General features: G+C 56.5%; 19 protein-coding genes. 11 read left to right on the forward strand and 8 right to left on the reverse strand.

Features of this window, described 5'->3' with window-relative positions:
- The first annotated feature begins 13 nt into the window (after positions 1 to 13).
- On the forward strand, positions 14 to 1,312 hold the full coding sequence (locus V5P19_RS03755) for a D-amino acid dehydrogenase (protein WP_334400247.1): 1,299 nt from the start codon (positions 14 to 16) through the stop codon (positions 1,310 to 1,312).
- Positions 1,313 to 1,321: 9 nt separating this feature from the next.
- Positions 1,322 to 2,392, forward strand: coding sequence for a catabolic alanine racemase DadX (gene dadX, locus V5P19_RS03760; protein ID WP_334400249.1), 1,071 nt, complete (start codon positions 1,322 to 1,324; stop codon positions 2,390 to 2,392).
- Between the two features lie 44 nt (positions 2,393 to 2,436).
- Here dadX and V5P19_RS03765 read toward each other — a convergent pair whose 3' ends face one another.
- Both V5P19_RS03765 and ldcA read right to left on the reverse strand, forming a co-directional pair.
- Positions 2,437 to 4,170, reverse strand: a complete 1,734-nt coding sequence (locus V5P19_RS03765; protein ID WP_334400251.1) for a potassium/proton antiporter — start codon at positions 4,168 to 4,170, stop codon at positions 2,437 to 2,439.
- Positions 4,171 to 4,267: 97 nt separating this feature from the next.
- Entirely contained in the window at positions 4,268 to 5,182 is a 915-nt protein-coding gene (gene ldcA, locus V5P19_RS03770) for a muramoyltetrapeptide carboxypeptidase (protein WP_334400253.1), read from the reverse strand.
- A 105-nt stretch (positions 5,183 to 5,287) separates the two neighbouring features.
- Between ldcA and emtA the strand changes: the two genes are divergently transcribed.
- Positions 5,288 to 5,899 carry a membrane-bound lytic murein transglycosylase EmtA gene (emtA, locus tag V5P19_RS03775; protein ID WP_334400255.1) on the forward strand — a complete coding sequence of 204 codons (612 nt, stop codon included), beginning with the start codon at positions 5,288 to 5,290 and terminating at the stop codon, positions 5,897 to 5,899.
- Positions 5,900 to 5,937: 38 nt separating this feature from the next.
- Here the strand turns inward: emtA and V5P19_RS03780 are convergent, their stop codons facing one another.
- Positions 5,938 to 6,669, reverse strand: a complete 732-nt coding sequence (locus tag V5P19_RS03780) for a flagellar brake protein (RefSeq protein WP_334400257.1) — start codon at positions 6,667 to 6,669, stop codon at positions 5,938 to 5,940.
- 205 nt (positions 6,670 to 6,874) lie between these two features.
- Here V5P19_RS03780 and V5P19_RS03785 point away from each other — a divergent pair, with 205 nt between their 5' ends.
- Both V5P19_RS03785 and V5P19_RS03790 read left to right on the forward strand, forming a co-directional pair.
- On the forward strand, positions 6,875 to 7,129 hold the full coding sequence (locus V5P19_RS03785) for a GlsB/YeaQ/YmgE family stress response membrane protein (protein ID WP_334400259.1): 255 nt from the start codon (positions 6,875 to 6,877) through the stop codon (positions 7,127 to 7,129).
- Positions 7,130 to 7,243: 114 nt separating this feature from the next.
- A complete protein-coding gene (locus V5P19_RS03790) occupies positions 7,244 to 9,346 on the forward strand; it encodes a TonB-dependent siderophore receptor (RefSeq protein ID WP_334400261.1) in 2,103 nt (700 codons plus the stop codon).
- Positions 9,347 to 9,412: 66 nt separating this feature from the next.
- Here V5P19_RS03790 and V5P19_RS03795 read toward each other — a convergent pair whose 3' ends face one another.
- Entirely contained in the window at positions 9,413 to 11,095 is a 1,683-nt protein-coding gene (locus V5P19_RS03795; protein WP_334400263.1) for an alpha,alpha-trehalase, read from the reverse strand.
- 366 nt (positions 11,096 to 11,461) lie between these two features.
- On the opposite strand from V5P19_RS03795, the gene V5P19_RS03800 reads away from it, so the two are divergent.
- Both V5P19_RS03800 and V5P19_RS03805 read left to right on the forward strand, forming a co-directional pair.
- On the forward strand, positions 11,462 to 12,820 hold the full coding sequence (locus tag V5P19_RS03800) for a glycoside-pentoside-hexuronide (GPH):cation symporter (protein WP_334400265.1): 1,359 nt from the start codon (positions 11,462 to 11,464) through the stop codon (positions 12,818 to 12,820).
- Positions 12,821 to 12,914: 94 nt separating this feature from the next.
- Positions 12,915 to 14,297: a carbohydrate porin gene (locus V5P19_RS03805; protein WP_334400268.1), complete on the forward strand. Its 1,383-nt coding sequence runs from the start codon at positions 12,915 to 12,917 to the stop codon at positions 14,295 to 14,297.
- A gap of 13 nt (positions 14,298 to 14,310) precedes the next feature.
- On the opposite strand, the gene V5P19_RS03810 is transcribed toward V5P19_RS03805, so the two are convergent.
- Entirely contained in the window at positions 14,311 to 15,267 is a 957-nt protein-coding gene (locus V5P19_RS03810) for an AraC family transcriptional regulator (protein WP_334400270.1), read from the reverse strand.
- A gap of 116 nt (positions 15,268 to 15,383) precedes the next feature.
- On the opposite strand from V5P19_RS03810, the gene V5P19_RS03815 reads away from it, so the two are divergent.
- Positions 15,384 to 16,571, forward strand: a complete 1,188-nt coding sequence (locus tag V5P19_RS03815; RefSeq protein WP_334400272.1) for an MFS transporter — start codon at positions 15,384 to 15,386, stop codon at positions 16,569 to 16,571.
- Positions 16,572 to 16,626: 55 nt separating this feature from the next.
- Here V5P19_RS03815 and gap read toward each other — a convergent pair whose 3' ends face one another.
- Positions 16,627 to 17,637, reverse strand: a complete 1,011-nt coding sequence (gap, locus tag V5P19_RS03820) for a type I glyceraldehyde-3-phosphate dehydrogenase (protein WP_334400274.1) — start codon at positions 17,635 to 17,637, stop codon at positions 16,627 to 16,629.
- 78 nt (positions 17,638 to 17,715) lie between these two features.
- The gene (locus tag V5P19_RS03825; protein WP_334400276.1) at positions 17,716 to 18,696 is read right to left on the reverse strand and encodes a helix-turn-helix domain-containing protein; all 981 of its coding nucleotides are present in this window, start codon (positions 18,694 to 18,696) and stop codon (positions 17,716 to 17,718) included.
- A gap of 161 nt (positions 18,697 to 18,857) precedes the next feature.
- Between V5P19_RS03825 and V5P19_RS03830 the strand changes: the two genes are divergently transcribed.
- The 3 genes from V5P19_RS03830 to V5P19_RS03840 are packed head-to-tail and all read left to right on the forward strand — an operon-like array spanning position 18,858 to position 20,947.
- Complete coding sequence (locus tag V5P19_RS03830) at positions 18,858 to 19,829, forward strand: fatty acid desaturase (RefSeq protein ID WP_334400278.1); 972 nt, start codon at positions 18,858 to 18,860, stop codon at positions 19,827 to 19,829.
- Positions 19,822 to 20,580: a PhnD/SsuA/transferrin family substrate-binding protein gene (locus V5P19_RS03835; protein WP_334400280.1), complete on the forward strand. Its 759-nt coding sequence runs from the start codon at positions 19,822 to 19,824 to the stop codon at positions 20,578 to 20,580. The genes V5P19_RS03830 and V5P19_RS03835 overlap by 8 nt, the downstream gene beginning before the upstream one ends.
- A gap of 34 nt (positions 20,581 to 20,614) precedes the next feature.
- Positions 20,615 to 20,947 (forward strand): cupin domain-containing protein, encoded by a 333-nt coding sequence (locus tag V5P19_RS03840; RefSeq protein ID WP_334400282.1) that lies wholly within the window; start codon positions 20,615 to 20,617, stop codon positions 20,945 to 20,947.
- Here the strand turns inward: V5P19_RS03840 and V5P19_RS03845 are convergent.
- Positions 20,910 to 23,201, reverse strand: a complete 2,292-nt coding sequence (locus tag V5P19_RS03845; RefSeq protein ID WP_334400284.1) for an FdhF/YdeP family oxidoreductase — start codon at positions 23,199 to 23,201, stop codon at positions 20,910 to 20,912. The genes V5P19_RS03840 and V5P19_RS03845 overlap by 38 nt on opposite strands.
- Positions 23,202 to 23,713: the final 512 nt, after the last annotated feature.

Below are 23,713 nucleotides of genomic sequence, written 5' to 3' on the forward strand. Positions count from 1 at the left end.
TAATGGAGTGGCTATGCGTGTTGTCATACTGGGAAGTGGTGTTGTTGGCGTAACCAGCGCCTGGTATTTAAGTCAGGCCGGGCATGAGGTTACGGTTATCGATCGTGAATCCGGGCCGGCACTGGAAACCAGCGCGGCGAACGCCGGACAAATCTCGCCGGGCTATGCGGCACCCTGGGCGGCGCCCGGCGTCCCATTAAAGGCGATTAAGTGGATGTTCCAGCGCCATGCGCCGCTGGCCATCAGCCTGGACGGCACGCAGTTCCAGCTAAAGTGGATGTGGCAGATGCTGCGCAACTGCGACACCCGCCATTATATGGAGAACAAAGGGCGCATGGTCAGGCTGGCGGAATACAGCCGCGACTGCCTGAAAGCCCTGCGTGCGTCCACCGGCATTCAGTACGAGGGCCGTCAGGGGGGGACGCTGCAGCTGTTCCGTACCGAACAGCAGTACGAAAACGCCACCCGTGATATCGCCGTGCTGGAAGATGCGGGCGTACCCTATCAGCTGCTGGAAGCGAGCCAGCTGGGGCAGGTTGAGCCTGCTCTGGCCGAAGTGGCGCACAAGCTGACGGGAGGACTGCGTTTACCCAATGATGAAACCGGCGACTGCCAGCTCTTCACTCAGCGTCTGGCGCAGATGTGCGAGCAGGCGGGAGTTAAATTCCGCTTTAACACCTCTGTCGACAAATTGCTGTCGGAAGGGGAAAAAATCTACGGCGTGAAATGCGGCGACGACGTGATCAAAGCCGATGCCTACGTGATGGCGTTTGGCTCTTATTCAACCGCCATGCTGAAGGGCATTCTTGATATTCCGGTTTATCCGCTGAAAGGCTACTCGCTCACCATTCCGGTCAAGGAAGCGAGCGGGGCGCCCGTGTCGACCATTCTGGATGAGACGTACAAAATCGCGATCACCCGCTTCGACAACCGTATCCGCGTGGGCGGTATGGCGGAGATCGTCGGCTTTAACACCGAGCTGCTGCAGCCGCGTCGTGAGACGCTGGAGATGGTGGTGGGCGATCTCTTCCCGCGCGGCGGTTTTGTCGAGCAGGCGACGTTCTGGACCGGCCTGCGTCCTATGACGCCAGACGGTACGCCGATTGTGGGCCGTACGCCGTTTAAAAATCTGTGGACCAATACCGGCCACGGCACGCTCGGCTGGACAATGGCCTGTGGATCGGGCCAACTGTTGAGCGACCTGATATCCGGGCGCACGCCGGCGATTCCGTTTGACGATTTAAGCGCCGCCCGCTATCAATCAGGGTATACGCCATCGCGCCCACAGCACCTGCACGGCGCGCATAATTAAGGAGTTGTCATGTCCCGTCCTGTTCTGGCGCAGCTGGATTTGCAGGCCCTGAAGGATAACCTGCAAATTGTTCGCCGAGCTGCGCCTGATTCACGCGTGTGGTCGGTGGTGAAAGCCAATGCCTACGGCCACGGTATCGATCGTATCTGGAGTGCGCTCAGCGCCACCGACGGTTTTGCGTTACTGAATCTGGAAGAGGCCATCCTGCTGCGCGAGCGCGGCTGGAAAGGGCCAATTTTGTTGCTCGAAGGGTTCTTCCACGCCGACGATCTGCCCCTGCTGGATAAGTATCGACTGACGACCAGCATCCATAGCAACTGGCAGATTAAAGCCCTGCAGGATGCGAAACTGCATGCACCGCTGGATGTTTACCTTAAGGTGAATAGCGGCATGAATAGGCTGGGCTTCCAGCCTGAGCGAGTGCATACGGTCTGGCAGCAGCTGCGCGCGTTAAAGAACGTCGGCGAAATGACGCTGATGGCGCATTTTGCCGATGCCGAAAAGCCGGACGGTATTGCCGATGCGATGGTACGCGTTGAGCAGGCGGCTGAAGGGCTTGACTGTCCGCGTTCACTGTCTAACTCTGCCGCCACGCTGTGGCATCCCGAAGCGCATTTTAACTGGGTGCGTCCTGGGATCGTGCTTTACGGTGCGTCCCCGTCCGGGCAGTGGCAGGATATTGCCAACAGCGGCCTGAAACCGGTCATGACCCTGCGCAGCGAGATAATCGGCGTGCAGACGCTGAAGGTCGGCGACACCGTGGGGTATGGCAGCCGCTACCGCGCGTCGGGCGAGCAGCGTATTGGGATCGTTGCCGGCGGCTACGCTGACGGTTATCCCCGCATCGCGCCGACTGGTACGCCAGTGTGGGTGGACGGTGTTCGCACGGGCACCGTGGGCACTGTCTCGATGGATATGATGGCCATTGATTTAACCCCTTGCCCGCAGGCGGGCATTGGTACGCCGGTGGAGCTGTGGGGAAATGAGGTGAAAATCGATGATGTGGCCGCGGCGGCGGGCACGGTTGGCTATGAATTGATGTGCGCGTTGGCACCGCGCGTGCCGGTTGTGACGGTGTAACATCTCTTCGCCGGGTGGCGCTAGCGCTCACCCGGCAAAACACGCTATTCCGATTCGTCGTCCATCGGCCTCACGCCAACCTTCCTGACCGCATTATCCTCTTTCTCGGCAACCGTCCAGATCATCCCGGCAAATTCGACCTGGTCACCCACGACCGGCGCTGCACCGAGCAGCTGCTGGATAATCTCACCCAGAGTTTGCTGCTTGTCACGGTACTCCAGACCTTCATCCAGACCGTAAATCAGCGCGACGTCAGCAAACTTGGCATTCGCCTCCAGAATAAAATCGCCGAAGAAACGCTGATCCAGCGCGACAGGGGGAGACTGGCTGAACAGCTTGCCGAGTGCGGGGAGATCGCGCTCGCGGCCAATCACGCACAAAATATCCCCTTCGCGCAGGCGGGTGCTGCCAGTGGGGTGCAGCAGAACATTATCGCGGAACATGGCCGCAATCCGCGTTTCAGCAGGCATATGTAAATCGCGCAGCGACGCACCCACACACCATTTGTCGGCGCTGAGCTGGTAAACAAACTGCTCCCACGGGTTCTCAGGGTGAATATCCAGCCCTACGCGCGACACCGGCCAGCCAACCGGCGGAACCACCACTTTGGCTTTTTTGGCCGCCCACCCGAGCGAGGTCCCCTGGAACAGCAGCGAGACCAGCACCACGAAGAATGCGACGTTAAAGAACAGGCGCGCGTTCTCCAGGCCAGCCATCATCGGGAACACAGCCAGGATAATCGGCACCGCGCCGCGCAGGCCAACCCAACTGATAAACACGCGCTCGCGTAAGTTGAAGCCGCGAAACGGCAGCAGGCCCGCGAACACCGACAGCGGTCGGGCGAAGAAGATCATCCAGGCCGACAGTATCAGTGCCGGAACGGCGATCGGCAGCAGGTCCGACGGCGTCACCAGCAGCCCCAGCACCAGGAACATGCCGATTTGCGCCAGCCAGGCCAGGCCATCAAAGTTTTGCAAAATGGCGTGACGGTTGCGAATCGGGCGGTTGCCCAGCAGGAAGCCGCACAGGTAGACCGCCAGAATACCGCTACCGTCGAGTGCCGTGGTTACGGCAAAAATCAGGATCCCGCCGCTCAGGGCCAGTAGCGGATATAGCCCCGCGGGCAGCGAAATCCGGTTGATCGTTTGTTGTAGCAGGTAGCCACCGGCCAGGCCGATGATAATCCCCAGACCAAACTGCTGCAGGATATGCCAGGCAAACATCCAGCTCAGCCCGGTCTCGTGCTGCTGGATCATCTCAATCAGGGTGATGGTGAGAAACACCGCCATCGGATCGTTACTGCCTGATTCAATCTCAAGGGTTGAACCCACGCGTTCGTTCAGCCCTTTACCGCCGAGCAGAGAAAAGACCGCTGCCGCGTCGGTAGAGCCGACAATGGCGCCAATCAGCAAACCTTCCATGATGTCGAGATGGAAAAGCCATGCCGCCATCATTCCGGTCAAACCGGAGGTAATCAGCACGCCGAGGGTGGCAAGAGAGAGCGCTGGCCCAAGGGCAACGCGGAACGAACTCGCCTGAGTGCGCATCCCGCCATCCAGCAAGATCACCGCGAGCGCGAGGTTACTCACCATGTAGGCGAAAGGGTAATTATCGAATGGAATACCGCCGATACCATCGATGCCGGCCAGCATGCCGATGGCAAGGAAAATGACAAGAATGGGTATACCGAGACGCGATGAAAATGAACTCAATAAAATACTGCAGGTTACAAGCACAGAACCCAGAATGAAAAGACTGATTATCGCTGCGGCATCCAATGTTGTCTTACTCCCACCTCAATGTTAACGCTGTTATTAAAACCCTAACATATTAACGTCAGAAACAGCGTTTTATTGAGGCGGTAAAGACGCTTTTTTATGCCTTTAAGACAGGATGACCGCTAAGGATTAAACAACTGCCCGACTCATCGTGTAACAGTCTGGCATAGGCCCCTAGCGCGAGGGTGACGGTTTTTTGTTCATGGCCGAAATCCAGCCCGGTGATGACCGGAATATCCAGCCGTGAACGGATGAAGTCAACCATCGTGTCAAGAGAATACCCGGCGTCATAGTCGTTGGGTGCCGAGCCGCTGAAACTGCCTAATACGATCGCCGACTGCCGCCCAAGAATGCCTGCGTGATACAGCTGCAACAGCATACGTTCGACGCGGAACGGGTGCTCGTTAATGTCCTCCAGCACCAGGATCCCCTCGTCGATTTGCGGTAGCCACGGTGTGCCAATCAAGGAAACCAGCATTGCCAGGTTTCCCCCCCAGAGCTGCCCCTCGCAGGTCCAGTAAGGACCGTTACCCTGCCACTTCACGCTGTAGGTTGGGGTTTGCAGCGCACGCCAGAAATGTTCCTGGGTGAAGGCATCCAATTCCGGTGCGCCGAAATTACCCGCCAGCATTGGGCCGCTGAAGGTGATGACGTTGTGCAAGGCGAGCAGACCAAGCTGGATTGCCGTGAAATCGCTGTGTCCGCAGACCAGCAGCGGATCGCGCTGCTGGCGCGCTGCCAGCCCTTGCCAGTCGATACTCTCCAGCAGGCGGCTTGCGCCGTAGCCCCCGCGCACCGCGAGCACAATCTGGTCTTTGCCCTTCAGGTTCACCAGGCTGTTGATATCATTCAGCCTCTGCGCTTCGGTTCCGGCAAAACGCTGCAGGCGGCGGGGGATAATTGTCTGATTTTCTACCCGATGCCCGGATTCCAGTAAGCGCTGAACGCCCCGTTGCGCCGCGTCCTGGTTGATGCAGTAGCCCGACGGCGCGATGAGATGAAACTGAGACATGGCAATTCCTTGCTGAATGAGAATCTAATTGTCTATATCATGCCGCTTATACGCTACCTGCTTCAAGGGGGCGCACTGCGATGACCGGCTATAAGGATAGATGACGTGAAATTGAGATGGTTTGCTTTTTTGATTGTGTTGCTTGCTGGCTGTAGTTCAAAACATGATTATCAAAATCCCCCCTGGAATCCTGAAGTGCCGGTGAAGCGGGCGATGCAGTGGATGCCGATCAGCGAACAAGCCGGGAAGGCCTGGGGCGTCAGCCCGCGTCTGGTCACGGCGATTATCGCGGTGGAATCCGGCGGCAACCCGACGCTGGTCAGCAAATCAAACGCGGTGGGGCTGATGCAGCTTAAGGCCTCAACGGCGGGCAAAGAGGTCTATCGGTATATGGGTTGGGCCGGACAACCGTCGACCAGCGAGCTGAAAAACCCGGAACGTAATATCTCAATGGGAACCGCGTATTTGAGCATTCTGGAACATGGCGTGCTGAAGGGGATTGAAGACCCGGAAGTGATGCAGTATGCGCTGGTGGTTTCTTACGTTAACGGTGCCGGGGCACTGCTGCGAACCTTCTCATCTGACCGTAAAGAAGCGATTGAAGAGATTAATGGCATGGATAAAGACGAGTTCTTTGAACATGTTGTGAAGAACCATCCTGCACCGCAGGCTCCGCGCTATATCTGGAAAGTGCAGAAGGCGATGGATGCCATGTAATACCGCTGTCGGGCTGCGGCCACGCTGCCCGACGCTCTTCACAGCACTTTATTCGCGCGTTCCCGCGCCTCGCGTTCCAGAGAAAAGATAATGCGTTGAAGCTCGCGTTCTGCACCGGGTCCCACGTTCAGGAAACGGAAGCTCAGACGCGGTGTGGTAATGGTTTCGTTTTTACTGTCGACGACTTTGCGTTCGCTAATGGCAATCAGCTGGGCGTCGAACCAGAATCTGCCCCATCCGCCCATATCCAGTTCGATTTGCGTAAACCGCATGCCTTCTACCAGCCCTTCAGGTTTTGGCGTGTCCATCAGTGCGCCCATGCCGCCAAGCGACAGGTCAAAGAGACGAAAGCGGATCTCTTTTTTGTCCGGCATTTTGGCTCGACAAAAATAGGCTGGCTGAAGGGGAGCGCTGATGCGGAAATATTCGCGCCGCTGGACAAACCAAAGGTTGGTCGGCAGGGGGGTGATGAACGCGGGGAGCCCCTGAAATTCGCGCATTTCGAGCTGCGGCAGCACAAACTCCACCTTTGCGCCCATGGTTTCAGCCATCACAGAGAGCGCTTCCGCCCGCAGCGCGGCACGGTTTTCATACTCCTGGCTGCCCAGGTCGATAACCAGACGCTCCGCAGAGACATCAAGGATTTTGCTGATGAACTGATTGGTCGACCAGCTGATGCGCAGCGGCACCTCCCCCTTTTGCAGGTCGCGTAATACCCCCAATACAGCCAGCGGATTTTGCTTCAGGAACTGCTCACTGTAATTGCTCACGCCATGTGGCTCCTCGATATGTGACAGACTGTCTATGCGTTATCGGCAGCATGAATTGAAACTTAATACAAACCGGTAATTTTTTTGGGGGCAGCGGTAATTTAAGTGGGTGAGATGACAATGGTTTTCCGCTCATCACCTATACTTATGTTACCTGCGCGGAAGGTTTTCTGCGCATGCGTTAAACCTGAAAGAGGACATCGCTATGGGTATTATCGCGTGGATTATCTTTGGTCTTATTGCTGGCGCTATCGCTAAACTTATCATGCCGGGAAATGACGGCGGCGGCTTTATTTTGACCTGCGTGCTCGGGGTCGTGGGTGCCGTTGTGGGGGGCTGGCTGGCGACGATGTTTGGCCTTGGCGGCAGCATCAGTGGTTTCGATCTGCACAGCTTTATGGTTGCTGTGGTGGGGGCGATTGTTGTGCTGGGCATATTCCGGCTACTCCGACGGGCATAAATTTTTTGAAAACGGCTCTCACAGCAGAGCCGTTTTTTTTGTGCGCATCTTGATTTGCTAATCGAAATGATAATAATTGTCGTTCCTAGTTGCATCCAATAACAAGACGACAATATGAACACCTCACGTTTCGCGTTATGTGCGTTGGCAGGAGCCGTGACGCTGGCATTGCAGGCACAGGCTTTCGCCGAAGAATCGACTATTCTGGTGACAGGTTCGGAGCAGGGCAGCACGCTGCCTGGCTGGACCAACAGCGCCACCAAATCGGCCGTGGCTGAAAGTAAAACGCCGCAGGTGATAAACACCGTCTCCGCGCCGCAAATTGAGCAGCGCCATGCGAACTCGATAAACGAAATTCTGCGCTATGCGCCGGGCGTCTCGACAGAGGTCCGGGGTAACACCTCTTACATGAGCGAATATAAAATCCGTGGCTTTACCGTAGACCAGGAATTTTATAACGGGCTGCAGCTACCCTATAACGTCACCGGGAATACCAAGGCGCGCATCGATCCGCTGCTGATTGAAAGCGTCGACATCCTTAAAGGGCCGTCGTCCGTGCTGTACGGCGGGGGGGCTCCGGGGGGGCTGGTGAATATTCAGAGTAAAAAGCCGCAAAAAGAGGCCAAAACCGAACTGGGCTTCACGACCGGAAACCGCAATCTGAAAGAAGGGTATCTGGACGCCACCGGGCAAATTGCCGACAGCGACTGGAACTACCGTTTACTGGGCAAAGCCACGGAGAGTGACGATCAGCCGCACACCACGCGCTATGAAAACTATCTGGTTGCGCCGTCCGTGACCTGGCAGCCAGACGATAAAACGCGCCTGACAATGGATGCGCTGGCGCAAAATACCCCGAGCCTGTCGCCGTCGAATCCGCTGCCGCTCTCCTACCTGCGATCCAAATATGCCGGTCGCCGTGATTATGCCGGGGACGAGTGGAGCGGCTTCAAACAGCGCCAGTGGATGCTGGGCTACAGTTTTGAGCATGAATTTGACAGCGGCTGGGGCTTTAATCAGAAAGCGCGCTACTTCGATGTGGACACCCATCAGCGCAGCGTGTATTCCACCGGGCCGGGCAGCGAGGCGTATCAACTTAATCGTTTTGCCTACACCACGGATGAAGATCTCCAGAGCGTTAACATTGACAGCCAGGTCACTAAGACCGTTGCGCTGGGGGAGTGGAAACACCACCTGCTGGCGGGGTTTGACTACCAGAAGCTGAATTCCCACTTCCACTATCGTTATGCTTCGGCCACGCCGGGGATCGATATGCGCAATCCTGACTATTCGCAGATTGATGAGCACGCGCTGGGCCTGTTTACCGCGCAGAAAAATCGCCTGAGCTATCAGCAGAACGGCTACTACCTGCAGGATCAGGTTGAGTTCGGCGGGCTTAACCTGCTGGCCAGCCTGCGCTATGACGATTACCGTTCTGTCACCACCGATTACCTGAAAAACGGCGACAAGGCGTGGGTGTCGCAGGATCGCGTCACTAAGCGTCTGGGGGCGCTCTACGCCTTCGACAATGGCCTCTCGCCGTTTATCAGCTACTCGGAAGGTTTTGCCCCGGTCTCGCCGCAGGGAACGTTAACCGCCAAAGACGTTAAGCCGACGACCAGCAAGCAGGTCGAGGGCGGGGTGAAATATCTGCTTGAAGAGTACGCCACCACCTTTACCGCATCCGTGTTTAATATTCGCCAGAAAAATGTGGTGACGAGCGATCCGGGCTTTCTGAACTACCGTCAGACCGGGGAGGTCGAGTCCAAAGGGGCCGAGCTGTCCGCCATCAGCCGTCCGACGGACAACGTGACCCTGATCGCTAACTATGCCTACACGCACGCCATCAACACGCAAGACGACAAGTTCCAGGGGAAACGCCCAACGCAGGTGCCGGAAAATGCGTTTAACCTGTGGGGCGACTACACCTTCGACAGCACGCCGCTGGCGGGGCTTACGCTGGGTGCCGGGGCGCGCTACACCGGGCCGATGGAAATCTCACAGCGTAATGATGCGGGTAAGCTGGGAGGAACGACCCAGTACGATCTGGCGGCGTCGTATCGCATGGGGAACATTCTGCCTTCGCTGGCGGGGTTAACGCTGAAGGCGAGCGCTCAGAACATAACCAACAAAGAAACGCTGACCTGCTACGACGCGACAAACTGCTGGATTGGGCGTGACCGGACGTATCAGCTGGGGGCGAGCTACAGCTTCTAACGTTTTTAGAGGGTCAGGACAACCTGTTTGCCGGGTAAGGCGTAGCCGCCGCCCGGCAATACTCACCTACTGCGACGCACGCTTCACGGGTGCCGCAGCATCATTCGCCGCGGGCTGATTTTCCGGCACGCTGTCGCACGGTTTCTCTTTCGGGCAGACCAAATCCAGCATCTTCAGCGTCACGCCGTTGCTCCAGCCAAATCCGTCCTGCAGCGGGTATTCGCCACCGCCGCCACCGGTGCCGGTAGACGAAACATCATACTTCTCGACCAGCTTCTGTTCACGGTCATAGGTATGTTGTACGTTTTTCAGGAAGCGCCAGGTGACGTCCATCGCCACCTTGTCTTGTCCGTAATTCTGAAGTCCTTCTGTTGCAACCCACTGCAGCGGCGCCCAGCCGTTTGGTGCATCCCATTGCTGGCCGCTGTTGATGGTGGTGGTAGAGATACCGCCCGGTTTCAGCAGGCGCGAAGACGCTGCCGAGGCGACCTTGTCCGCTCGCGCCTGCGACGCAGCCTTCACATAGAGCGGGAAGAGGGCGGCAGCGGTGAGCTGATTACGCACCTTTTTACTCTTGAGATCGTAATCCGCGTACCATCCTTCCTTATCATTCCACAGGTGATCTTCAATCGCTTTCTGGCGAGCCGTTGCCAGTGCCTCATACTTGCTTGCGCCAGCGGCATCGCCGCTCTCCTGGCTCGCCCGCGCCAGTAATTTCTCCATCTTGAACATCAGGGCGTTCAGATCCACCGGCACGATGCTGGTAGTTCGGAGGGTGCCGAGCTTCTGCGGATCGTCCATCCAGCGGGAGCTAAAGTCCCAGCCTGAGGCGGCGGCCGAGCGCAGATCGCGGTAGATCTCCGTGGCCGGGCGGTTAGGGTTGCTTTTAGCGGTCGTGACGTCATCAAGCCAGGATTCCGGGCGCGGGGTATCGCGGTCATCCCAGTAGCGGTTCAGAATGGCGCCATCATCCAGCTTCACGACGCGCTGGTTGGCTTGCCCCGGCTGCAGGGCATCAGCGCCTGCCATCCAGTAGGCATACTCTTTCTCCATCTGCGGACGGTATTTCTTCAGCGCGTCGGCGTCATGGGTGGCGAGCAGTTCAACCATCAAAGAGAAAAACGGCGGCTGGGAGCGGCTCAGGTAGTAGCTGCGGTTACCGTTGGGGATATGGCCCCAGGTATCCAGCTCATAGGCAAAGTTGTCCACCATATCGCTGATTTTGTCCCAGTGACCGCTCTCGGCCAGGCCCAGCATGGTGAAGTAGCTGTCCCAGTAATAAACCTCGCGGAAGCGCCCGCCGGGCACCACATAAGGTTTGGGTAACGGCAGGAGGGAATCCCATTTACCGGCCTTATCGGTGGTGCGGGTTAACACCGGCCACAGATCGTCAATATGTTGACGCAGGCTCTGTCCTGCCGGCGGGACATATTTTTCCCCGTCGGTTGGAAGGGTAAAGTTCATATCCACAAAATGGCGCAGATCAAACCCGGATTGATGACGTTGCATACGGTAGTCGGCCAGGATCGTCAGGGGATCGCTTTTGGGTACCGCATCGGCAAAAGTTTTTTGATCGGGGAAGAGTTTGGCACTCTGCACATCGTTAAAGAGGGGGCCGAGCAAAATATCAGGCGGAGTTGACTGGCCGGCGGTTATCTCTGCCGCACTGGCTGGGGCGGTCATCGCCAGCAGCGCACCGCCCAGAATCAGAGGTAAGAGGCGGGGGCGCAGCTTTTGAGGTGTTATCATTGGAGCTTCTCCTTATTTCGCAGAGCAGCGGTCACGCTGTTATCAATCTCCTGAATACCTTAGTCGAATATTTCGCGCTTCGCGTGTCGAACATCGCACTTTGTACAAAACCAGATAATTTACCGCTGCGTGTATTGTTCTCATATTATTCTCAAATATTGATAAGGAAAATATATAAACCTGAGTCGCCTATAAATGCGAGCCGTTGCACATAAACAACCCTCCTCTTCTTATTATTTAAATGTCAGGATCACATAAAGCAAAAAACATAAATCCCTAGCGAAAAAACATAATGGATCAAACGATATCTCCCGGGTGAAATTGTCGCTACGAAAGAAACCGGTTTCATTATTAAGAGGGATATCTATGTCAGTCACGGAACGAATTCCAGTAAAAGAAAAAATAGGCTACAGCCTGGGGGACGCGGCAAGCCACATTGTATTTGACTCATCCGTCGCCATCCTCGCCTATTACTATACGGATATTTATGGGTTACCTCCGGCAGTAATGGGAACAATGTTTCTCCTCGTACGTTTATTAGATGCAATTACGGATCCCATTATGGGCGCCATTGCCGATGCCACCTCGACGCGCTGGGGGCGTTTCCGTCCCTGGCTTCTGGCGATATGCGTTCCCTTTGCGGTGAGCTGCGTACTGGTATATTCCATTCCGAACTTTACCGAAACCGGAAAAATTTATTATGCCGTCGGCGCATATATATTTATGGCGTTGATGTATACGGCCATTAATATTCCTTACTGTTCGCTGGGCGCGGCGCTAACCTCCGACCCGCGTGAAAACCTGTCGTTGCAGTCGTGGCGTTTTGCGATTACGCCCATCGGCGGCGCGTTGGGTACGGCACTGATTCTGCCGCTGGCGGATTACCTCTTCCCCGGCGATCGCGCAACAGGCATTCAGGTTGCGATGGCGATCTTTGGCGTCATTGGCTGCCTAATGTTTGTTATTTGCTTTATCACGACCAAAGAGCGCGTTCAGCCTATCAAAGAAGAGAATCTGAATATCGCCCGCGACGTGAAGATCCTGTTTCGCAACGACCAGTGGCGCATCCTGTCGGTCTATAACTTCATGATGCTGGTGGCGGTTGTTATTCGCGGCGGTGCGGTGGTCTATTACGTGAATACCGTCCTCAACAAGGGTACGGATATCATTTCACTCTTTATGCTGGGCGGCATGGTGGCCTCAATGTGTGGCTCGGTGCTGGCCCAGCCGTTTGGAACACGTTTTTGCAAGGTCAAACTCTCCTTCTGGATCAACCTTCTTAATGCAGCGTTGGGCGTGGCCTGCTTCTGGCTGCCGCTGGAGTTCTGGCTCATTCCTCTGGTCGCTCACGTGCTGATTCAGATTGTCCAGGGCGGCAACGGCGCACTGCAATGGTCCATGATTACGGATGCTAATAATTATGGTGAATGGAAAACCCAGCGCAGAATTACCGGAATGAACGTTGCGGCTAATATATTTATCATCAAATTGGGCGTTGCCGTCGGAGGGGCCATCTTAGGCTGGGTGCTGGCCTGGTTTAATTACGAATCAAACAGCACAGTGCAATCCGAATCGGCCGTGCAGGGCGTCATTCTGCTGTTCACTTTGATCCCGTCATTATTTTATTTACTCACTGCTTTTTCAATCAAGTTTTATAAGCTGACGGAAAATATCATGAATGGCGTCGTGAGTGATTTAAATAAAGGTGAATTCGCCAACTCTTAGTGATTGTTGTAATAAGCCGGTTATTTCGCATGCATGACCGGTGAAGCTCTGCAAATAAATCTGGGAATAATGACTAGCAATGAGGATGGAATCGATGAAAGTGAAATACCTTGCACTTGTTGTGTGTGCCTTTTGTACTACCGGAGCAATGGCAGCAAAAAATATCCCCAGTCTGGAAGATAAGCTGGCGCAGCTGGAAGCGCGTCTTGAAAGTGCGGAAAATCGGGCAACGCGGGCAGAATCGCAAATTGAGATATTACAGCAGCAACAGCAGCATGAGGTCGTTGCTCAAAACCCAGTCGCCGTTGAATCATCAGCACCCTCAGCAGCGATGGCCGCGCCTAAGCTAACGTTATCCGGTTTTGGCGATATTAAATTTTATGGCGATGTCGAATTTAATATGGATGCGGCCAGCAAGACCGGTAGCCTGACCTCCATCAAAACATCAGCCAATAAAGATTGGGCGCCGGGGAGTCATGAGCGCTGGGATATTAACGGCCGCCTGCTGTTGGGTTTTGACGGTTACAAGCGGATGAATAACGGCAATTTCGCCGGCTTCTCAGTCCAGCCCCTGGCTGACCTGACGGGCAAAATGAACCTGGATGATGCCGTATTCTTCTTCGGGACGGAAAACGACTGGAAAGTGAAGGTCGGTCGCTTCGAAGCGTATGACATGTTCCCGCTTAATCAGGATACGTTTGTGGAGTATTCCGGCAACACGGCGAACGATCTCTATAGTGACGGCTACGGTTACATTTACATGATGAAAGAAGGTCGGGGGCGTAGCGACAGCGGTGGTAACTTTTTGCTCAGCAAAACGATTGACGGCTGGTATTTCGAGGTAAACACGCTGCTGGAAAACGGCAGCACGCTGTTCGTTGACCAGCAGTATCACGGCGTTGATCTGGATAATGACAAAAATGTGGCCTACGTGCGCCCGGTGTTGGCCTGGCAGAGCGGCGGCTTCTCCACGGCCATCGCGATGGAGAGCAACCTCGTCAACAACGCCTATGGATATCATGATGTATCGGGGCAATGGATTGATCAGTCCGACCGAACAGGCTATGGCTTCACCCTGACCTGGAATGGGCAAAAAGCCGATCCGGAAAACGGCGTCGTGGCTAACCTCAACGCGGCCTACATGGACGCCACCGACGAGAAAGACTTTAGCGCGGGGGTGAACGGATTATGGCGCAATGTCGAGCTGGGCTATATCTACGCCCACAACCAGATTGACAGTTTCAATACCGCTGATGTTAACGCCGACTGTGAGAACGACTGCTGGATCACCGATCCGGGCGATTATGACATTCACACTGTCCATGCGTCATACCTGATCCCGAACGTGATGAAGATGAAAAACTTCAACATCTATCTCGGGGCCTATGCCTCCTGGATTCTGGCCCATCCGAATAACGGAGACAGCAATAACGACGATCGCTACGGCGGGCGCGTGCGCGTTAAATATTACTTCTGATGCAGCTGGCCGGTCAGACCTCTTCCGGGGTCTGGCTGGCTTCCCGCAACGAGCCCGGCGCATGTCCAACGATGCGTTTAAATGCCCGGCTAAAGGCTGCCAGCGATCCGTAGCCCAGGCGCAACGCCACCGTTTCAATGGGCTGATTTTCATGACGAATGTACTGAATAGCCAGACGCATCCTCAGCTCGCTGAGGTATTTTGCCGGGGTCGTGCTGGTTGCATTCAAAAAACGCTCTGCGAAAACAGAGCGCGACGTGCCAGCTTCCTTCGCCAGATCCGCCACGCTCCAGCTGCGACCCGGCTGTTGATGCATGGCGTAAATGGCCCGGCTGAGTCGCGGGTCGCGAAGCACCTGTACCCAGCCGGTGGCTTTGCCGCATCCGGCCTCCACCCAACCGCGCACGATCAGCGCGGCCACCACGTCGGCCAGACGCGCGAGGATCCCGGCGAATCCCACCTGACGCGTCATTGACTCCCGCTCCATCGCTGCCAGCAGCGGGTGGATCTCCGGCCAGGTAGACATCAACCGGCTGACCATCATCACTTCCGGCATCGCTTTGATCAGCGGCTGCATGCCGCCCAGTTCAAAATCCATGCATCCGCTGAAGATAATGGTGTGCTCGCTCTCCGGGCACGGCTCACAGGTGATTGCACACACCGAGCTACAGATGGGTTCGCTGGGGAACGCGCTGACGGGCGCGATCGTGGCATGTTCGTCAGAGAGCAGGGCATGGGCGTTACCGTTCGGAATAAAGAGCGCATCGCCGCCGCTCAGGGTAAAGGTCGCACCGCTCTCCATGCGCAGTAGCGCGCTGCCGTGGCTGACAAAATGGAACTGCGCCTTCCCGGTCGCCTGGTGGAACGCCACGCCAAACGGCGCGCTGGCTTCAATCCGGCGGTATTTCACGCCGGAGAGCCGCATGCCGCGTAAAAGCTCGCTGATTAAATCGGGTGACTGAACGGTCATCGGTGCAACTCCGGACGGAGAATCAATAAGTGGAGATTATATGTCATAGATCGTCCAGGGTGAACACTCTATGCTTTTGCGACATCAGTCACATTAATTTAACGGGAGTACAACAGATGAGTTCATGTGTCGCGGCAACAGAGGCGGTAAGGCCCGCAAAACCTGCCTGGCGAGCCGTCTATTCACTGGGGCTGGGGGTCTTTGGCTTAATCACGGCTGAGTTTTTGCCTGCCAGTTTGCTGACTCCGATGGCCGCAAGCCTGGGCGTCACGGAAGGGATGGCGGGGCAAGCCGTGACGGCAACGGCCGTTGTCGCACTGGTCACGGGTCTGTTGATCACCTCGGCAACGAAAAGTATCGACCGCCGCTGGGTGTTGATGTTTTTCTCGGTGCTGCAAATTATCTCCAGCCTGCTGGTGGCCTTTGCGCCAACGCTGCATGTGCTGCTGATGGGGCGGCTGCTGTTAGGCATTGCGATTGGTGGGTTCTGGGCCATGTCGACCGCCACGGCGATGCGCCTGGTGCCGGCGGATAAAGTTCCGAAAGCGCTGGCAGTGATCTTCTCCAGCGTCTCCATTGCTACGGTCGTGGCCGCGCCGCTTGGCAGCTATCTTGGTAGCCTGATCGGCTGGCGGAACGTCTTTATCCTCTGCATTGTGCCGAGCATGCTGGCGCTGCTGTGGCAGCTGTGGGTACTCCCTTCGATGAAGCCAGAAAGCAGCGGCAGTCTGGGAACCCTGTTCCGCGTGCTGCGTCGCCCGGGGATGATTGGCGGGATGCTCGCGACGATCCTCATTTTCAGCGGCCATTTTGCCTTCTTTACCTACCTGCGCCCGTTCCTGGAAACGGTTGGGCAAGCGAGCGTGGAAAGCATATCGCTGATCCTGCTGGGTTTCGGACTGGCTAACTTTGTCGGCACCTCTATCGCCGGGCATCTTCTGGCGCGTAACCTGCGCCTGACGTTGGCGCTGGTACCCTTCGCAATGGGGGTGCTGGCGCTCACCATGGTGGCGTTTGGTCATCTGGCGATACTCGATGGATTACTGGTGGCGCTGTGGGGCTTTGCCTTTGGTCTGGTACCGGTTGGCTGGTCAACCTGGCTTGCGACCACCGTACCGGATGAAGCAGAAAGCGCGGGTGGCCTGCTGGTGGCCTCTATCCAGTTCGCTATCGGCGCGGGAGCGGCCGGCGGCGGTGCGGTGTTTGACCTCAACGGGGCCAGCGGTGTCTTCGCCGGAAGCGGCTTCTTACTGGTGACCGCAATGGTGATTGTATTGATGGGCGTGAAGGTGAAGGCGGAATAATCAATGAGCCCGGTCGCGCGAAGGCGTACCGGGCAAATACGTCATGGCTCCGGACTTACAGCCCTTTCTTATCCATCAGCACCGCCAGATCCACCAGCCGATTCGAGAAGCCCCACTCGTTGTCATACCACGCCAGAATCTTAACCATGTTGCCGCCAATCACCAGCGTGGAGAGCCCGTCGATAATCGATGAGCGAGGATCGCCCTGGTAGTCGCTGGAAACCAGCGGCTCATCGCTAAAGCCCAGAATGCCTTTCAATGGCCCGCTGGCGGCGGCGTTGCGGAAGGCGTCATTCACCTCTTCAACCGTCACCTCGCGGCTCAGCGTCACCGTCAGATCCACAATCGACACGACGGGAACCGGCACGCGCAGAGAATACCCCGTCAGTTTTCCATCAAGAGAAGGGATGACTTTACCCAGTGCCTTCGCCGCACCGCTGGAATAAGGCACTATCGACAGCGCCGCCGCGCGCGCGCCGCGCAAATCTTTCTCGGGCTGATCGTGCAGCGCCTGGCTGTTGGTATACGCATGCGTGGTGTTCATCAGGCCGTGCTCGATGCCGAACTGCTGATGCAGAACCTGTGCCGCCGGCGCCAGCCCGTTGGTGGTACAGCTACCGTTACTGACAACGACGTGCTTCGCCGGATCGTACAGCTCATGGTTCACGCCCATCACCACCGTCAGGTCGTCATTCTTACCGGGGGCGGAGATGATCACGCGCCTGGCGCCGCCGTGGGTCACATGAACCGCGGCTTTTTCACGCTCGGTGAAAAAGCCGGTGGCCTCAATGACAATATCCACCCCGACATCACGCCACGGAATATTTGCAGGGTCACGTTCGCTAAAGACGACGATTCGCTGGCCATCCACCTGCAGGGCGCCGTCCGCTGCTTCCACGGGAACCGGGAGGGTGCCGAGCAGGGAATCGTATTTAAGCAAGTGGGCGAGGGTTTTGCTGTCCGTCAGATCGTTAATTGCCGCAATCTGCAGATCCGGGTTACCCAGCGCCGCGCGCAGGACATTACGTCCGATACGGCCGAAACCGTTAATACCGACCTTAACCATGATGGACTCCTTATCTGTGTTGTCTGGAGTCACTCTAGGCTTCAGGCTAAATGGCGTAAACGACAAAAAAGGATCAGATTACGCCATTTTGCGGCAGTGAAAACGCTGGCGGTATTCACCCGGCGTGAGGTGAAGCTGTTTCTCAAAGACGCGCCGCAGATTGAGGCTGGTGCCAAACCCGGTTTGCTGAGCAATACGATCGAGCGCATCGTTGGTCTGCTCAAGACGCTGCCGCGCGGCGGCCAGACGTGCTTCGGTTACGTACCGGGCCGGCGAGACGCCCGCGTCGCGGGTAAACACGCGGGTAAAGTTGCGCGTGCTCATGGCGACTTTTTCCGCCAGGTTTTCAACGCACAGGTCAGCGGTAAGGTTTTGCAGTATCCAGGCCTGCAGCTCGCTGATGGGGCCCGTTGTACCAGACTGCTGCAGATTATAGCGGCTGAACTGCAGCTGCCCGCCTGGGCGACGCAGGTACATCACCATATCCTGCGCCACATCGCGGGCGAGGGAAAAGCCAAAGTCGTCTTCCACCAGCGCCAGGGTTAAGTCAAAGCCGGAGCTGACGCCGCCGGAGGTCCAGATAGGACCATCCTGTATATACAGCGGTCCACCCTCTACCTTGATTGTCGGATACGCCGCCTGCAGGGTTTCCAGCAGCCGCCAGTGCGTGGTGGCGCGCCGCCCATCAAGCAATCCGGTCTGGGCCAGCAGCATTGCACCGCCGCAGATGGAGGCAATCCGACGGGCATGTGGTGCTGCAAGATGCAGCCAGTCCACCACGGCTGTGCTCTCCAGCTCGTTCATACCGCGTCCGGTGATGATGATGGTGTCCAGCGGTTCGCGCGGATCCAGCTCCGGCAGGCGATAGTCCGCCAGCAGATTCAGGCCGGACTGCCCGTGGATCACCTGATGGGGTTGTGTAGTGGCAATGATAATGCGATAGCAGGGGTCTGCAAGACCTTCCGGGTGCAACCGGTTGGCCTGCATGAGAATGTCGGCGATGCCGGCGGCTTCAAACAGCATGCCGCCGTCTGGGACAATAATCAGGATTTTCTTCATGTCCTAAAAAGTATCTTTATCACAAAATATGTCAAGCTATCGGTGAAGAAAGCGCTGCCCACTTTTTTAGCAAAGCAAAGCGATTTAAGTTCGTTGTGATTTCAGGCGTTATCCGGGATTGTCAGGGCATTACAGCACTGGCGGAAACGGCGTCTGAAGGAATGGGTAAACGAAGCTCCCACTATTTGAATGAACATCAACGCGAACATATTCAACGTCTCTCCGCCACGTTCCTGTGGCGAAGCGAGCTGCCCACCTGGCTGTTGATTATGACCATTTACGGCGGCTGGTTCAGCACCCTGGCGTTCTGGCAAACGCTCGGTCTGCTGCCGTCTACGCTGCTGCTGATCGGCTTCACCGCCTGGTATATGTCCCTGCAGCACGAACTGATTCACGGACACCCGACGCGCGTCGCCTGGCTTAACCAGCTTTTCGGCACGCTGCCGCTGGCGGTCTGGTATCCGTATGGCCTGTACCGCGACTCGCATCTGGCCCACCATCGCCACGATAGCCTCACGGTACCGGTAGACGATCCCGAATCCTATTACTTTACGCAGGCGAGTTGGGCGCGGTTACGCCCGTGGCAACAGCGCGTGATTCGGCTGCGAAACACCTTTGCCGGGCGATTATTGCTGGCCCCGCTGCTGGATATCCTCCAGACGCTGAGCGGCGCGGTGGCTGCGTTTCGCGACCTGCAGGTGCGGGCGATAGTGATGTGGTTGATTCATGGCGTGCTTCTGGCCGCGCTTTTCGTCTGGATGGCACAGGTTGATTTTTCACCCGTCTGGTTTGTGCTGGCGGTGAGCTATCCTGCGCTGGCGTTAACCAAAGTGCGCTCCTTCCTTGAGCACCGCGCGGCGGACGACCCGCTGGCGCGCTCGGTTATCAACGAAGCCGGGCTGTTCTGGCGGGTGCTGTTTTTGAATCTCAACTACCATTCCGTTCATCACGATCTGCCTGGGGTTCCCTGGTACGGACTCAAGGCGATTTATCTGCGCAGTCGCGAAACGTACCGGCTGCGCAACCGAGGATTTCTGGTCAGCGGGTATGGCGAATGGCTGCGCCAGTTCTGGGGGACGCCGGTGGATGTCACCGCGCATCCAGGCGTTAAGCGAGGAGCAGGGCATGAGTAACCGGCTGGCATTTCCGATGTATGCCGTGAATCGTAACGACACAGACGCGCTCTGGCGGGCAGTACAGCATCTTCTGGTCGCGCGCGGTGTGCCGGCGGGCGAGCTCATCCCGGGGGGGGCCGAGGCGGCGCTGCTGGCGCACTGGCAACAGCCGGACCTGATCCTAAGCCAGACCTGCGGTTATCCGCTGGTCACGCAGCTGCCAAACGTGCAGGTGGTTGGCTGTTTTCACTATACCTCCCCGGGCTGCGAGGGGATTCACTACCGCAGTTTTCTGGTGGTGCGCGATGAGGATAAGCATAAAACCGTGGCGGATTTTCGCGGGCGGCGGGCGGTCTGCAATTCGCCGGATTCGCAGTCGGGCTTTAACGCATTGCGCAAACGGGTGGCACCCGTTTTGCTAAACGACTATTTCTCAGGCGTGACTTTCAGCGGCAGCCATCGGCAGTCGCTAGTGAATGTCAAGCGCGGAGAGGGCGATATCGCGGCGATCGACTGCGTCACCTTCGCGCTATTGCAGCGCCATGAACCCGCGTTGCTTAAAGGACTGGTGGCTATCGACCGCACGCCCCTGACGCCTGGGCTGCCGTTGATTACCTCGCCGACCACCTCACCTGAAATGCTGCACGCGATCCGGGATGCGCTGAACGCGCTGGTCAGCGACCCTGAATACCGGGGCGTGCGTGATGCGGTGTTAATAAAGGATTTTAGCGAGGCGGGGCGCCAGGCATTTTCTCACCTGCCAGGATAACCCGAGTGAATGTTACCCATAAGGAAGACGCGCGATGAAAAACGGATCGATATTTAACGTGGCTGCAGGTCTGCCGAAAATCTGGCAGTCGCAGATCCTGGGTCAGGTCGGTGATGCCAGCATCAAAGTCATCAGAATGGGAGGCGAGGGTATTGCGCCGGAAGTCCACGAGCACTTTGATGAGCTGCTGCTGGTGATTGAGGGGACGTTGCCGCTGGTGGTGGACGGCGAGCAATTCACGCTCGATGTCGGGGATTACTATTTTGTTCCCCGGGGTGCCTGGCATCAGGTACCGCCGGGGAGTGTAGGCACGCTGCTGCTGGTGGATATCAGCCCGGCATCCGAATCTCTTTCGAGCGTAGGGTGACGCGTATGGGCACCGATTTAAACGACGGCGTGCCGCTGTCCTTATCAAGATAATCCAGCGGAACCAGCACGTTGGCTTCCGGGTAGTAAGCCGCTACAGAACCTGAAGCAATGCTGTACGCCACCACCGTAATATCTTCCAGACGCTGAACGCTGCCCGGCAGCGCGGTGTCGATATCCACCCTGTCACCGTGCTCCAGCCCAAGCTGTCCCATGTCGTCTTCGTTCATAAACAGCACGTCGCGGCGGCCAAACACGCCGCGATAGCGGTCATCAAGGGCATAAATAGTGGTGTTGTACTGGTCGTGACTGCGCAGCGTAATCAGACGCAGGACGTTATCGCCTTCGCCGCTGGCATTCTCATCCACGCCATCAAACACCGAGAACATCGCTTTGCCCGTCGCGGTAGGCCAGACGCGCCGCGTGGGCGGTAGCGGCATGCGGAATCCACCGGGAACCCGAATGCGTTCGTTGTACTTATCGAATCCCGGAAGGGTCTGTTCAATCAGATCGCGGATGCGATCGTAGTCTTCAACCAGCGCCATCCAGTCCACGCGGGTATGCGTAAGGGTGGCTTTTGCTATTCCCGCCACAATGGCAGGCTCCGCGCGCAGCAGGGGAGAGGCCGGTTTTAGCTTGCCGGAGGAGGCATGCACCATCGACATGGAATCTTCCACGGTAATGGACTGACGTCCGGTTGCCTGTATATCCAGTTCGGAGCGGCCAAGGCACGGAAAAATGTACGTCTCTTTTCCGACCAAAAGGTGCGTACGGTTCAGCTTTGTACCGACGTGAACGCTCAGATCGAGCGAATTCATCGCCGGGAATCCTTTTTCATGATCGGGCATCGCCACGGCGAAGTTGCCCCCCAGGCAAATCATCGCTTTGGCGCGACCGTCGATCATCGCCTGGGTTGCCGCCACCGCATCGTGCCCATGCTGCGAAGGGGGTTCAAAGCCGAACACCTCTTTCAGGCGGTTAATAAATGCCGCCGTCGGTTTTTCGGTAATCCCGACGGTACGGTTCCCCTGCACGTTGGAGTGTCCGCGTAAGGGACAAATTCCCGCGCCGGGTTTGCCAATATTGCCGCGTAACAGCAGCACATCCGCAATCAGGCGAACGTTCGCCGTCCCCTTGTTATGCTGGGTAATGCCCATCCCGTAGGTGATGATGGTGGCATTCGATTTGGCGTAGGCGTCGGCAACGCTTTTCAGTGCCGTCCGGCTCAGCCCGGCTTCACGCTCGATATCATCCCAGGCCGTGCGGGCGATATCCGTCGCGAAGTCCTCAAAGCCGAGCGTATGTTCGGCAATAAAAGCACGATCAAGCACGTTGCCGCGATCTGCATCCATCTGCAGCAGGTGCTTGGCGATGCCTTTTAGCGCGGCGGCGTCACCACCGGCCTTCACCTGGAAGTAAGTCGAGGCAATATCCGTCGAGCCGTAGGTCGCCATCTCAATGACGCTCTGCGGATCGGCAAAACGTTCTAAGGCACGCTCGCGAAGCGGGTTTAAGACGATAATCGGCACGTTACGGCGCGCCAGCTCATGCAGCGTGCCCATCATGCGAGGGTGGTTGGTACCGGGGTTATGGCCAATGGAAATCACCAGCTCCGTTTTATCGAAATCATCCAGCGAGACCGTACCTTTACCGATGCCTATCGAGCGCGGCAAGCCGACGCTGGTGGCTTCGTGGCACATATTGGAGCAGTCAGGGAAGTTGTTCGTGCCGTATTCACGGGCAAACAGCTGGAACAGATACGCTGCTTCGTTAGAGGCTCTGCCCGAGGTATAGAATTCGACCTGTTCAGGCTCAAGCCCGCGCAGTATGTCGCCAATGCGTGCAAACGCAGCGTCCCAGTCGACAGGCTGGAAGGTATCGCTGGCGCGATCATAGCGCAGAGGGTGCGTTAAACGACCGTAGCCCTCCAGCTCAAAGTCGGATTTTTGCAGGAGTGACGACACGCTGTTTTTCGCTAAAAATTCCGGGGTGACGCGCTTGCTGGTGGCTTCCCAGGTCACCGCTTTTGCGCCGTTCTCGCAAAACTGGAACGTCGACTTATGTTCTTTATCGGGCCACGCGCAGCCAGGACAGTCAAAGCCGTCAGGCTGGTTGGTGCGTAGCAGGGTTGCCGGGGCTTCAAGCGCGTCCATCTGCGTACGTACCGCTATCGCCGTCGCCTTTAACGCCCCCCAGCCCCCGGCAGGACCGTCGTAATCTCTGATCCCAGGTACCGCCCGTCTTTTCTTCTTCATACCCGCTAACCCTTTTCTTACAGTGACTTATATGCACTGTGGTTAAGAATTTTAAAGAAATTATAACGATTTTTTATCATGTTAATAATAAATATGTTCCCTAGACCGCAGCGAGGGAATGAATTACTCAGCCAGCGTGACTATGTAGCGAGGGTTAAATTTCAGATGAAAGGTAAAGCGGGCGAAGAAGATTGTGCGGCGCCTGGCGGGGAGGAGAGGCACCCGCTGACCAGTAATTATACAATAAAGTTTACGTGGGCTTAATTGTTAATACATTTTCGTCGACGATAACCCTGCCGGGAAGGGCAAAAAATAAAGTTATTTTGTGGTGCGAAATTAATTTCACGCATCCTATGTGAAATATCTTAATTCTGAAGGGGAACGTCTATCGGAATTAAAGATACTCTATCAATGCAACAAATAATTCATGAAAGATATATTCATCATAACCCTGCAAAAAGCCAAACTCTACTAATTATGGTAGTGGTGATAATAGCAGTAGTGCGTTAATG

Source organism: Enterobacter sp. UNJFSC 003 (assembly GCF_036903355.1).
Taxonomy (GTDB): domain Bacteria; phylum Pseudomonadota; class Gammaproteobacteria; order Enterobacterales; family Enterobacteriaceae; genus Enterobacter.